The sequence below is a fragment of the Bacillus sp. LJBS17 genome, assembly GCF_019334685.1.
Classification (GTDB): domain Bacteria; phylum Bacillota; class Bacilli; order Bacillales; family Bacillaceae; genus Bacillus; species Bacillus subtilis.
Window position 1 is genome coordinate 523543 of the sequence record NZ_CP079759.1, and the last position, 12090, is coordinate 535632.

Annotated in this window: 11 protein-coding genes and 1 pseudogene; 6 read left to right on the top strand and 6 right to left on the bottom strand. The window is 38.3% G+C overall.

The genetic code is table 11. From position 1 onward, the window contains the following. The first annotated feature begins 1 nt into the window (after window position 1). The gene (gene cspC, locus KXZ66_RS02710; RefSeq protein ID WP_003234247.1) at window positions 2-202 is read left to right on the top strand and encodes a cold shock protein CspC; all 201 of its coding nucleotides are present in this window, start codon (window positions 2-4) and stop codon (window positions 200-202) included. Window positions 203-884: 682 nt separating this feature from the next. Here the strand turns inward: cspC and KXZ66_RS02715 are convergent. The 3 genes and pseudogenes from KXZ66_RS02715 to KXZ66_RS02725 all read right to left on the bottom strand — a co-directional run bounded on the left by KXZ66_RS02715 (window position 885) and on the right by KXZ66_RS02725 (window position 3193). Further along, a complete protein-coding gene (locus KXZ66_RS02715; RefSeq protein ID WP_010886417.1) occupies window positions 885-1346 on the bottom strand; it encodes a CarD family transcriptional regulator in 462 nt (153 codons plus the stop codon). Window positions 1347-2006: 660 nt separating this feature from the next. Then, a pseudogene (locus tag KXZ66_RS02720) lies at window positions 2007-2253 on the bottom strand (EamA family transporter); the annotation flags it as partial. Between the two features lie 64 nt (window positions 2254-2317). Then, window positions 2318-3193, bottom strand: coding sequence for an AraC family transcriptional regulator (locus KXZ66_RS02725; RefSeq protein ID WP_043858069.1), 876 nt, complete (start codon window positions 3191-3193; stop codon window positions 2318-2320). 112 nt (window positions 3194-3305) lie between these two features. Between KXZ66_RS02725 and KXZ66_RS02730 the strand changes: the two genes are divergently transcribed. Further along, window positions 3306-4262 carry a DMT family transporter gene (locus KXZ66_RS02730; RefSeq protein WP_103803472.1) on the top strand — a complete coding sequence of 319 codons (957 nt, stop codon included), beginning with the start codon at window positions 3306-3308 and terminating at the stop codon, window positions 4260-4262. A 152-nt stretch (window positions 4263-4414) separates the two neighbouring features. Here KXZ66_RS02730 and KXZ66_RS02735 read toward each other — a convergent pair whose 3' ends face one another. Further along, window positions 4415-5287 carry an AraC family transcriptional regulator gene (locus tag KXZ66_RS02735; protein WP_103803471.1) on the bottom strand — a complete coding sequence of 291 codons (873 nt, stop codon included), beginning with the start codon at window positions 5285-5287 and terminating at the stop codon, window positions 4415-4417. A gap of 226 nt (window positions 5288-5513) precedes the next feature. Between KXZ66_RS02735 and KXZ66_RS02740 the strand changes: the two genes are divergently transcribed. The 4 genes from KXZ66_RS02740 to KXZ66_RS02755 all read left to right on the top strand — a co-directional run bounded on the left by KXZ66_RS02740 (window position 5514) and on the right by KXZ66_RS02755 (window position 9738). Next, complete coding sequence (locus KXZ66_RS02740; RefSeq protein ID WP_124073373.1) at window positions 5514-6902, top strand: aminotransferase-like domain-containing protein; 1389 nt, start codon at window positions 5514-5516, stop codon at window positions 6900-6902. A 109-nt stretch (window positions 6903-7011) separates the two neighbouring features. Further along, entirely contained in the window at window positions 7012-8304 is a 1293-nt protein-coding gene (locus KXZ66_RS02745; protein ID WP_124048524.1) for an MFS transporter, read from the top strand. Between the two features lie 230 nt (window positions 8305-8534). Beyond that, a complete protein-coding gene (locus KXZ66_RS02750) occupies window positions 8535-8909 on the top strand; it encodes a hypothetical protein (RefSeq protein ID WP_032727150.1) in 375 nt (124 codons plus the stop codon). Between the two features lie 235 nt (window positions 8910-9144). Continuing rightward, on the top strand, window positions 9145-9738 hold the full coding sequence (locus KXZ66_RS02755) for a YdeI/OmpD-associated family protein (RefSeq protein ID WP_021481674.1): 594 nt from the start codon (window positions 9145-9147) through the stop codon (window positions 9736-9738). A 360-nt stretch (window positions 9739-10098) separates the two neighbouring features. Here the strand turns inward: KXZ66_RS02755 and KXZ66_RS02760 are convergent, their stop codons facing one another. After that, the gene (locus KXZ66_RS02760) at window positions 10099-10758 is read right to left on the bottom strand and encodes a hypothetical protein (RefSeq protein ID WP_120027820.1); all 660 of its coding nucleotides are present in this window, start codon (window positions 10756-10758) and stop codon (window positions 10099-10101) included. Window positions 10759-11179: 421 nt separating this feature from the next. After that, window positions 11180-12043 carry a DMT family transporter gene (locus tag KXZ66_RS02765; protein WP_032727148.1) on the bottom strand — a complete coding sequence of 288 codons (864 nt, stop codon included), beginning with the start codon at window positions 12041-12043 and terminating at the stop codon, window positions 11180-11182. Window positions 12044-12090: the final 47 nt, after the last annotated feature.

Sequence of the window (12090 nt, forward strand, 5' to 3'; positions counted from 1 at the left end):
AATGGAACAAGGTACAGTTAAATGGTTTAATGCAGAAAAAGGTTTTGGTTTTATCGAACGCGAAAATGGAGACGATGTATTCGTACACTTTTCTGCAATCCAAAGTGACGGATTCAAATCTTTAGACGAAGGTCAAAAAGTATCGTTTGACGTTGAGCAAGGTGCTCGTGGAGCTCAAGCTGCTAACGTTCAAAAAGCTTAATCTTCAATCGTTTATACAAACAGGCTCTTTATATAGGGCCTGTTTTTTTATGTCTATATCATACTCAATAAAAAACCCTACTCAACGTTCGAGTAGGGAGATGCTACAAGGTAATAGAAAAAGATTTAAAACTTCAAAGGTTTGTTTACAGTATAACATACTGGATTGACAATATGCGGAATGTATATAAAATATTTAATTTTTTGTTGAAATATAGATAACTCTTTTTTTCACTAACCTGTTCGTTCATTTAAGTAAGATTAGATGAATTATAAAAATGGTTTCATCTAAATGTTATCAACTCGCATATCTTTTTATGAGAAGAAGATAAACAATTATTATTCAATGTGGCAGTGGATATAAGAAATTCTTAAAAATAATGAGGAGATCGATTGTTTTTTTTCTCCTGGAAATAATCACTTAGAGATACCTAAAACAATGAAAGCCCTACCTCTCTTCCATCCTTACGGCTCCTTGTCCGTGCCAGTGTGAATCAGGATACTAAAAAAAGTGACTATTTTATTGAGTTTTTTGGTAAAACTTCAATCTTCGCAGAAGAAATGTAAATAATAAAAATGGATTAGAATGTAGGAATAACAAAAGAGGTCGTTAATGTTCTAAACATAAGTTGGAGAAGATTTGCTTTTCATCATAATATTCCGAAATATCTTTTGGGATGTATCTAACCAAAACTTTTTATTTGTTTTTCAGTGATTCCTTTAATTACTTCCAGTTCACTAATCAAAAATTCATATGCATTATCCAGCATTTTTTTTTCGCTTGCATTAAGTGCTTTTTCTTTCTTCATACGCATTAAATCACGTACAACTTCAGCGCCTTCTTGTATTTCACCTGTTTTTATTTTGTCCGTGTTTATTTTATACCTTTGCTTCCATGGCAGTAATCTATCTGATTCTCCATGCTGAAAAATGTGCATAATGTGTTTTAATGCAAGTATATCGGTAACTGGTCGTATATTCGAACTCAATATTTTACTCGTTGGAATCATAACTGTCATATTACTGATTGACATTCTTATGACATAATACTGTTGTTTTTCCTCTAAGAATTCTTTTTCTTCTATGGCTTCAATTATACCTGCTCCGTGCATTGGATAAACAATGTTATCGCCAATTTGAAACATATCATCCACCTCCATATATGGTATCCTTCTTAAGATTACCATATATGGAGGTGTAATATCAAAATTTTAATAATAACATGATCGAATTTTTGATGTCAATAACTTTTTTAAAAAAACAGATCAAGCAAAAACAATAGGGAACGTGTCGGATTTCCAATCAAGGAAAAGGTCAATTGATCCGTGTATATCCTAAAACTTCGACTAATTAACATAGATCAGTTTTTCATTGAAAATGGGTTATTCCATTTCCTTTAGGAATTCATGACTTGGCTCCATGACATTACAGAAATGATTTGAGTAGAAATAAGAAGGAACGATATTTGTGAAATGTCAGCTAAAAATATTAAAAGCACATGATTAAGTTCTAATTTCTTTACCGATTTGATATGGATAACGGCCCACTTACTTAATGATGCATTTTCACTTATCTTGCGAACAGATAAAGGTTTGTTGATAAACATTTAGCCACCAAATTGGCATTATTATCAGGGAAATTGACAACCTTCAAAAGGGTATTGAGGTGAAAAGAAAAATAAAGAAAGGAGAGATTATAAATGAAGACCAGAACATAAAGAAGTGAAGGGGAAAGAACAAGGTTAATTGAAAAGCAAACTATATAAAATAGTTTGCTTTTTTTTGTTATGAATTCACTTCTTTTTCTTACTCTTTAATGACTAATAAAACACCGCTAAGAATTAAAAACGAACCTATCCAAAATGTCCCGCCTATTTGTTCTCCAAGCAGAATCCATCCGAGTAAGGTTCCAACTAGAGGCTGAAAAAAGAAAAAGAGGCCTCCACTTGAAGCATTATAATTGTAAGCCACGGTTCCACAATAAAAAAGCACAAGCGGTTGAAACAATTCCCAAATACAAAAGGCAACCTAGAATTTTAGGGTCATGCAGTTGTGGCGTAAAAATCGTGCTAGGGGAGTACCATTAACAGGGACTCCATTTATTAATAGAATAAACTTTATGAATTCATTTTTTTGTATGATAATGGCGTCATATTCATCGCTTGTTGAAATTTACTTATAAAATAACTGGTACTGTTAAATCCAACTTGATAAGACACTTCTGTCACATTGGATTCAGGGTGTTGCAGTAATAATAAGCTTTTTTGAATTCGATAATCCATTACATAACGTAATGGCGTCTTATTCAGCATTCGTTTAAAATAACGGCAGCATTCAGAACGGCTCAGTTGGCCAGCTTTTGCAATGTCCTCTAATGTGATTTTTTCAGCATAATGGAGATGGATCCAGTTTAACATTTGTTTCATTCGATGACTTTTTATCATTTCAGATTGATCGTACTCTAATTGAAAACCATTAACGACCAGGTTTTTCCACATTAACGTTAATTGCATCGTAATGTCAATCTCATAGAGCGATGTCTTTTGTTGAATCAATTGATTTATTTTTTTAACAGCATCTAGAATATTTTTTGCCCACTGTTGATTTCCATCCAAAAATAAATAGGACAAATTGGTTGAAAACATATAGGGCTGAACATAGCTTGAATACAGTTCCTGAGATAAAACGAAATGGGGTGACACATTCAAGCAAATATACGTACAATCCGAGCCTTCCTTTTCTTCGGCCATGTGCAGGCAGCCGCTATTGATAAATAATCCATCCCCTTCGTGAACCTCTATTTTTTCTTCATTTATTTGAAAGAGAGCTATCCCTTTTAGTATCAAAACAAATTGGATTTCATCATGCCAATGAAGCGGAATATAGCCATTTATATTTTGATTGATCGTTGTCTTGTAACAGGCAACTGGTAATTCTACCGTTCGGTGCTCTGTTAATTCTTTTAAATTTTGATCGATCACAAAATTCTTCATTCTGACTTCTCACCTCAATATATTTATATTTTTTCATTCAATTTGAGTATTTTTTATCATGTTTTGCATTTATTATAACACTATTATTATATTTATTAGTGAGGAGTCATGTATGAATACTTCCAATAGAAGAATGGGATTGTTCTATGTTATAACAGGGGCGACATGTTGGGGGATTGGAGGCACAGTAGCCAAAAAGCTTTTTCAAGAATATCAAATTGATGTCAATTGGCTTGTAACGACACGCTTGCTTACGGCTGGAATGTTACTTTTAATGCTGCAATTGTTCAGAAAGGATCGGTCTCAGGTTATTGAGGTGTGGAAACACAAAGCGTCGGCTGGCCAGCTTCTTATTTTTGGCCTATTGGGAATGCTAGCTGTGCAGTACACATATATGGCATCCATTCAACATGGGAATGCTGCCGTTGCTACGTTATTGCAATATTTATCCCCAGTAATCGTCATTATCTACACGCTGTTGCGAAAACAAACGGTTCTTACCAAACAAGATATCATAACTGTTGTACTTGCTTTAGTGGGTTGCTTTTTTTTGTTAACAAATGGTTCAATGTCTCAACTTTCAGTGCCGGCAGCTGCAGTAGTATGGGGAGTTTTATCAGGATTCGCGGCAGCTTTTTATACTTTGTATGCCGTTGGTTTATTAAATAAATTTGATTCTCTTGTCGTTGTAGGTTGGGCTATGATTATTGGCGGTTTTGCATTGGGTTTTATCCATCCGCCATGGCAACTGGATTTTCAACGATTAACTGCTGAGGCGTATGCATATATCTTATTCGTGATATTATTTGGAACAATGATTGCGTTCTGGTTCTTCATAAAAAGCTTGGAAAGCCTCTTTCCAAAAGAAACAAGCCTACTAGGCAGTCTAGAGCCTCTATCAGCTGTTGTAACAACTGTCGTTTGGTTAAAAGCGCCATTTGGTTCTTTTCAATGGATTGGTGCTATTTGTATTATAGGGATAACTTTAATATTGGCTTTACATAAAGAGCCTTCTATGAGTGAAAAATCGATATTAAAGATTAGGAATCATGCAAATCGGGATATATAGGGGCTTTTTTTGCTTACATGACCGGTCCGGCAATGAAAAACACTGGTGGAGTTTGAGCCCTCTCGGCAGTATCAAAAATACCAAGGGTTTTGACGCCCTTGGTATTTTTTCTTCAAGAACCTTCAATTTTTCTTCTTTGATCGAAAAACGTATTACTTTTTTGTAATTGGTATCCAAATTTCACTTTTAAAAGATGGTGATGTTACATCCTTATGCTCGTTCCACAATATTTCTGGACCTTCTATTTGTTCGTAATTTGACGATGGAAACCATTCGGAATAAATGCGTCCCCATACTTCTTGCAGTGTATCCGGAAATGGCCCGATTGATTCGAATACAGCCCATGTTGAGGCAGGAACTTCAAGCCGTGAGAAGTTATCTGGACACCGTTTCGTTGTGGCTGCGCCAATATAGTGATCGAGCTCTCCGTTTTCCTCTGTCCGACCTTCAGAAAAATTCGTGGATGCACTAATGAGGCCTGATGGTGCTACATTAGATAGCTCTTTTAGTTTATTTATTGCTTTTTCATCTAAACTTTCCCACATAGATGCAATTTCCGGATTAATTCCTTTGAAAATAATAGGAACTCTTTTTTTAATGCCAACGATGCGAAATGCCTCTTTTTCTTCAATACGGTAGTTCATTTCATTTCCTCCTTTAATTGTTAGCTGGAAGGTCATTCGTGGATAAGCTTTAAGGGAATGGCCATTAAGTCTGGCTTGTGATGGGTTTATGCCATGTAAATTTTGGAATGCCCGTGCAAAAGAATCTGGTGAGTTATAACCGTACTTTATTGCAATATCAATCACTTTTACATTGCTGTCTTTCAGTTCAAAAGCTGCAAGAGTAAGACGTCTGCGACGAATATATTCCGATAATGAAATACCTGAAAGGAAGGAAAACATCCTTTTAAAATGATATTCAGAGCAGAAAGCAAGCTTTGCTGCCTCTTGAAAATCAATATCGTTAGTGAGGTTTTCTTCAATATACTTTAACGCCCTATTCATACTTTTAAGCAAATCCATTTATTTGGCCTCCTTTAACCAAAGAATAACAGGAGTGAAATGTATTTATCCGACATTCTGTGCACAGTTTTGCAGGATGACTTATATGAAATAAAGTAAGTGATTCACTTGTATTTGTACAGGTTTTATTGAAGCATGCTGTTCATAAAAAGGCATCAATAAAAGATAATTATAATTGTCTTATAAGCAGCACATTCATATAATTGAGTGAAAAAGGATGCGTATCATGCCTATCAATTCTTTTGAAAACTATCCGATGAGCTGGAAGCCATCGATTGATAAAGCTGAAAAGCCTATTTATAAAGCACTTGCAGGGCAATTGGAACAGGATATTTTAAACGGAGTTTTATTACCTGGAACAAAACTTCCTCCACAGCGAGAATTGGCCGATTATCTAGATTTAAATGTGAGTACGATTTCAAAAGCATTTAAAGTGTGTGAGTTAAAAGGGCTGCTGAGTGCGACTGTAGGGAGCGGCACATTTGTATCGTATGATGCGTTGTCGAATGCGTATTTACTTGAGGATACTAAGCCGACACATTTAATTGAAATGGGAGCAATACTTCCAGATCACGCTTCATATGAGCCCTTGTTATACCAACTAAAAAACATGGTTCATGAGGAGGATTATGAAAAATGGTTTAGCTATGGCCGGGCAGGTGAAAGCCTTTGGCAAAAAGATGCAGCTGTAAAGCTCATCCAAAGAGGCGGATTTGAAACATCCGTTGATCACATTTTATTTGCAAATGGAGGGCAAAATGCGATTGCTGCGACTTTGGCGAGTCTTTGTAAGCCTGGAGATCGCATCGGAGTTGACCATCATACGTACCCTGGATTAAAAACTGTTGCATCATTGCTTAGTGTGCAAATCGTACCGATAAAATCAGAGAACGATGAAATGAGTCCGGAGTCACTTGAATATGCGTGTAAAAACGAAAATATTAAAGGTTTGTATTTAATCCCGGATTATCATAATCCGACGACTTCCTTTATGTCTGTTGAGAATCGAAGAATGGTTGCAGACATTGCAAAGAAATATAATCTGTTTGTTATTGAGGATGCATCGTACCATCTTCTTAGCAAAAAGCCGCTTCCGGCACTCGCCTCATTCGCACCGCAACAGGTTATTCATATTGCAAGTTTATCAAAATCGTTAGCGCCAGGCCTGCGTTTGGCTTATGTAGCAGTGCCGAGACAATATAAGGAGCCAATATCAAAGGCGCTTTATAATTTAAATATAACCGTTTCCCCGCTATTAGCTGAACTTACTGCTCGCACGATTGTATCAAATCAATTTGAAGTCTTAATTGAGAGTCATCGTGAACAAACCATTCGCAGAAATCAAATCGTAAACCGATATGTTGCGGGATATACATGTTTAGGTGTTGAAACAGGCATTTTTCGTTGGTTGATGTTACCCGGTAAAATAACTGGCGCTCAATTTGAAGAGTTGGCTGCTCGACATGGCGTGCAAGTGTATGCGGCTGAACGCTTTGTAGTAGGCAATAGTTGTCCTGAAAGGGCTGTAAGGGTTTCTGTCTGTGCACCAAAAACACTTGAAGAGCTTGAACAAGGATTAATGATCCTGAGACGTTTGCTAGACGATCTTACCTAATATTGTTTGCCATACAATTATGACATTGTATGGCTTTTTTGTGCGTGTTATGATGATCCACATCTAGAGGGAGGTTTATACAAAATTGGCTTTTAGAAAGGAAGGTCAGATGATGTTAGACAAGGACAGCGTAAAAGCAATAGATGTTCAAACTGCTTCATTACAAAGCTACATCAGTTCACCAGAAAAACAAAAATCGTTATACAAGCGTACACTATTCGTTGTGAGTATCTCACAAATTTTTGGCGGTGCGGGGCTGGCGGCAGGAGTGACTGTCGGTGCGCTTATTGCACAGCAAATGCTTGGCACTGATGCGTTTGCTGGTCTTCCTTCTGCTTTGTTTACTTTAGGGTCAGCAGGATCTGCATTAATTGTTGGAAGACTTTCTCAACGTTATGGCCGTCGAACAGGTCTTTCAGCTGGCTTTATGATTGGCGGACTTGGAGCAATAGGCGTTATTATGGCAGCAATCATAAATAGTATTTTCTTGTTATTTATTTCGTTGCTTATTTACGGTGCAGGTACAGCCACTAATTTACAGGCCCGTTATGCAGGTACAGACTTAGCAAATCATAAGCAGCGAGCGACTGCTGTTAGTATAACCATGGTTTTTACTACATTTGGCGCAGTGGCAGGTCCAAGCTTAGTGAATGTGATGGGGGATTTCGCTCTTTCTATTGGTGTTCCATCACTTGCTGGCCCTTTCATTTTAGCCGCAGCAGCATATATGTTAGCAGGTGTGGTCCTTTTCATTATGCTTCGTCCAGATCCATTAGTTATAGCAAGAACAATAGAAGCGGCAAATGAAGAGCCTGGTGATAAAGGACATTTGGCGGCAACTGAGCATACAGAAAACAAAAAAGGGATAATCGTTGGGGCAACGGTTATGGTTCTTACCCAAATAGTAATGGTAGCTATTATGACAATGACACCGGTTCATATGAGACATCATGGGCATGACTTGGGTGCAGTCGGTCTTGTTATTGGTTTTCATATAGGTGCTATGTATCTCCCTTCACTGGTTACAGGTGTTCTTGTAGATAGGTTGGGACGTACCGCAATGGCTATTTCCTCTGGAACAACGTTGCTTTTGGCAGGTGTAATAGCAGCATTTGCTCCGGGAGATTCTATGGTTCTTCTCGTCATTGCTCTTTCTTTACTGGGATTAGGGTGGAATTTTGGTTTGATCAGCGGGACTGCCCTTATTGTAGATTCAACTGATACTGCCACACGAGCTAAAACGCAGGGGACAGTGGATGTTCTGATTGCGTTGTCAGGAGCTGCTGGCGGAGCATTATCTGGAATGATTGTGGCAGGTTCAAGTTACCTCGCATTATCACTTATTGGAGGGATTTTGTCCTTATTACTCATTCCGGTGGTGGTATGGTCTAGGGGCCGCTAAAGGGTAGGATTGTTTAATTTACATTAATTTGTTATATTGTTAGATAAAGTATATTGCAGCATCTAATATTCTAACGAACTATAGTTGCTCCATTAAATCTATTATAAAGATTTGACCAGGATTCCTTATAGCTATGTCACTCACTGCATATTCTTTAATTGAATCACATAAAATGGTTATCGGATTTGAAAAAGGCAGGATTACTCGCTTTAGGTAAAGGAGTCATAACGTTGTTAAAAAGGTTTTCTCTTGTTTTTGTTACACTAATGATGTCTATCGTTGTTGTTTTAGCGGCTGCTAAAGAGTCGCCTGGAGATCATGTCATCTCATTTGATGAACCTATTATCTTGATGATCTCAATTGGAATCGTTGTATTTTTATTTATCCCTCCATTAGTCATGTCCTTTTTTGGCAATTTGGTTGTAAGAATAATATCTGGTGTATACCAATGTTTTATCGTTTTCACTTTTCTGGGGCTCATTCCAATTGGTTTTCTTATTCCCAATGGCTTTTTGACAATTTTAGTTTCTATTGCAGGAACTTTAGTCAGTATAGCTAGTGTTGCCGTAACCTTATGCATTGGCAAGAATAAAAAAGATATATAATCATCGAATTGTTATTTTTTCAGATTGTCAGTGAAATAATTATACAAAAAGAGAAGGCTTGTGGGCCTTCTTTTTTTTTGTTGCATCATCCCTACTTTAAGCTTAATCTATTGAATAATAAGAGAAGGAACCTAGAGAAGAATAAAATAAATACCGAGATGTCAAAAATAAAACTGGACTTCATTATTGTCAATTCACGTAAATGTAAAAAGCTTGGAAAGAGAGGAATTCCTTCATGACAAATAGCAGAACGAATCCGAAGGTTGATGAATTTTTAAGTAAAGCGAAAAAGTGGAAGGAAGAATTTGAGAAGTTGAGAACCATCATTCTTGACTGTGAGCTGACTGAAGATTTTAAGTGGATGCATCCTTGTTACACATACAATAATAAAAATGTCGTTTTAATACATGGGTTTAAAGAATATTGTGCGCTTCTGTTTCACAAAGGTGCCCTATTACAGGATGCCCATGGAATTCTCATTCAACAAACGGAGAATGTACAGGCGGCGCGCCAGATTCGGTTTACAAATGTTCAGGAAATAAATGAGCTAGAAAACATTTTGAAAGCCTATATTCACGAAGCCATTGAAGTTGAAAAAGCCGGTTTGAAAGTGGAAGTTAACAAAAATATTGAATTGAACATTCCTGAAGAACTTCAAAATAAATTCGATGAAATCCCTGCCTTGAAAACTGCTTTTGAAGCATTGACCCCGGGACGGCAAAGAGCGTACACTCTTTATTTTTCTCAAGCCAAACAATCCAAAACCCGAGAATCGAGAGTCGAAAAATATGTGCAAAAAATTCTCGATGGAAAGGGATTAAAGGATTAGGCACGCCAAGGTTCAGGCTAAAGGAATAGCATCATAGCGTAATAAGATCCTTTCTATAGAAGAAAAACAAGCATAGTAAGATGCTTGTTTTTCTTAGGACAACATTCACTTACTGCTGAAATGCTTCTTTAGATTAACATTGTATGCCACTAGCAGCGCTATAAAATATTAATGCAACACCTAGAAATAGCTCATCGGTACGGCTCATCACATTTAGAATGCCTCCAACTGATAGGAGAACTAATAGAACCGGAAGATTTTTCAGCAAGTTACTGCACTTCAAACTTTGTTTTTATATTAATATATCTTATTTCCTTATTAACCATTGTATTTAGTCAGGTGCAGACAAACGAATACTGATTAATGAATCATCATGATATCAATGAGCCGCTTGATTTTTTCATCGTCGCCTGTATCAACGTACACTGTTTTTCTGTTTTTTATGATACTCTCAGTCACTTCCCGCATGACACCTTTTTCTACATCATCAGCAGAATCCCAGCGTAAAGGCACATTATATACATGAATCGTGCCATCCCCATTGCCATGATAAGTGACTGATCCATCCACTAAACGAGAACCTGCTAACTGGGTTACATCTTCTGGATAGCTGGCACTTGTATCATCATTAGGATTAATTGGCTCGCCAGCCGAAATATGTCGAACATTTAATTCATCTATCTCTTGATTAGGTCCGAGTTGAAGCCAAACTCTGGCATATTCGATTTTTTCCGAAGAGTATGCTGCCAATACATTGTCTTCTTTGCTTTTCTCTTCTGCTGAAGAGGTATCATTTGCAGCTTTTGTTGCGGATTCTTCTGATTCTGTTATTGGCTCCGCTTCATCCTTGCGTATTTTGGTGCTCTCTTCAGGCTCAGTGTGTTTTTCGTCAGATTGTACAGCAGAAGCTTGATTTGAAGGTTGTTGTGCTTCTCCATCCTTACTGTCCGTACATCCAGCAAGCAAAATCATAAGCAGCAGGGCAGTATTGCAATAACATATCTTTCTGCGTTTCTTCATTTTTTCATTCCTCTCTATTAATTCAGGTCAGCTTCATATATAAGTTTATGTATCTAAATATTACCATGGAATAGATAGGATGATATTGAAAACTGTTTAAGAAGAGGAAACGATCTTGAATAGCATCGCGAAAACTTAAGAATTCTTAAGAAGTTTTGCCCCTTTTTCTTCAGGTATTGAATGTAAAGTGGGATATAAATGCAAACAAAAACGAAATGCCTTATCCGCCTCGTGTCATGGCAGAAAAAGTGGGAGATTTATTAGAGAGGATTTGATAATGGCGGCAGGTAAATGGGTGTTGACTTATATGTCTAAGCGGGAGACTCAAGTTTGCTCGATCGCGTGCAAAATACCAAGGGTTGCTGGCCCTTGGTATTTTTATACCCTCATGCATTTTTGAAGTTTACGATAAAGGTCTGCCTTACTTTGCAAATCGCCGTGCAGCTGCAACGCACATGATAACGGCGATATTTACTGCTACGAGTGCCCAGCCCACTTTCTCGTGCAGAATCACTGAGGCAAGCAGCAGTCCAAAAAAAGGCTGGAGAAGCTGGAGCTGCCCAACCGCCGCAATTCCGCCTTGGGCAAGACCTCGATACCAGAACACAAAGCCAATCAGCATGCTGAATAAGGATACATATGCAAGACTGAGCAGCGCGGGAACGCCGATCGCCGACCATGAGTCCGGCGTAAAAAAGAACGACAATGGCAGCATAAGAGGAAGCGACAGAACGAGTGCCCATGAGATCACCTGCCAATTCCCCAGACGCCGTGAAAGCCTTGCCCCTTCTGCATAACCGAGACCGCATACGACAATAGAAGCCAGCATGTACGCGTCGCCAAGCGGGGATGAACCTCCCCCCTGAATGAGGGCGAAACCTGCTACTAACAAGCTGCCAACGGCTGAGAAAATCCAGAAAACGGGGCGGGGGCGTTCACCCCCGCGCAGTACGCCGAAGACCGCCGTTGCAAGCGGAAGAAGTCCAATGAAGACAATGGCGTGTGCGGAAGTGACATGCTGAAGCGCTAAAGCTGTCAGCAACGGGAAACCAATCACTACGCCAAACGCTACCACTAATAATGAAATGAGGTCTCTTTTGGAAGGATGCTGCTGCCGGAAGATGAGAAGGAGACCTCCCGCCAGTACACCAGCTATCGCAGCGCGGCATACGGTGAGGAACAGCGGATCGAAGTCCGACACAGCCAAACGGGTCGCAGGCAGCGAGCCGCTGAAAATGAGTACGCCTATAAAACCATTTATCCAGCCATTTGTTCGTTTGTTCATTACAATCACTCCACATATCTTTCTTGTTCATTGTCTGTATTTTCTTA

What these genes read in the sequence shown, in the direction of transcription:
- cspC (WP_003234247.1), top strand. Translation starts at nt 2, where the DNA reads ATGGAACAAGGTACAGTTAAATGGTTTAATGCAGAAAAAGGTTTTGGT.
- KXZ66_RS02715 (WP_010886417.1), bottom strand. Translation starts at nt 1,346, where the DNA reads ATGTTTCAAATTGGCGATAACATTGTTTATCCAATGCACGGAGCAGGT.
- KXZ66_RS02725 (WP_043858069.1), bottom strand. Translation starts at nt 3,193, where the DNA reads ATGAAGAATTTTGTGATCGATCAAAATTTAAAAGAATTAACAGAGCAC.
- KXZ66_RS02730 (WP_103803472.1), top strand. Translation starts at nt 3,306, where the DNA reads ATGAATACTTCCAATAGAAGAATGGGATTGTTCTATGTTATAACAGGG.
- KXZ66_RS02735 (WP_103803471.1), bottom strand. Translation starts at nt 5,287, where the DNA reads ATGGATTTGCTTAAAAGTATGAATAGGGCGTTAAAGTATATTGAAGAA.
- KXZ66_RS02740 (WP_124073373.1), top strand. Translation starts at nt 5,514, where the DNA reads ATGCCTATCAATTCTTTTGAAAACTATCCGATGAGCTGGAAGCCATCG.
- KXZ66_RS02745 (WP_124048524.1), top strand. Translation starts at nt 7,012, where the DNA reads ATGATGTTAGACAAGGACAGCGTAAAAGCAATAGATGTTCAAACTGCT.
- KXZ66_RS02755 (WP_021481674.1), top strand. Translation starts at nt 9,145, where the DNA reads ATGACAAATAGCAGAACGAATCCGAAGGTTGATGAATTTTTAAGTAAA.
- KXZ66_RS02760 (WP_120027820.1), bottom strand. Translation starts at nt 10,758, where the DNA reads ATGAAGAAACGCAGAAAGATATGTTATTGCAATACTGCCCTGCTGCTT.
- KXZ66_RS02765 (WP_032727148.1), bottom strand. Translation starts at nt 12,043, where the DNA reads ATGAACAAACGAACAAATGGCTGGATAAATGGTTTTATAGGCGTACTC.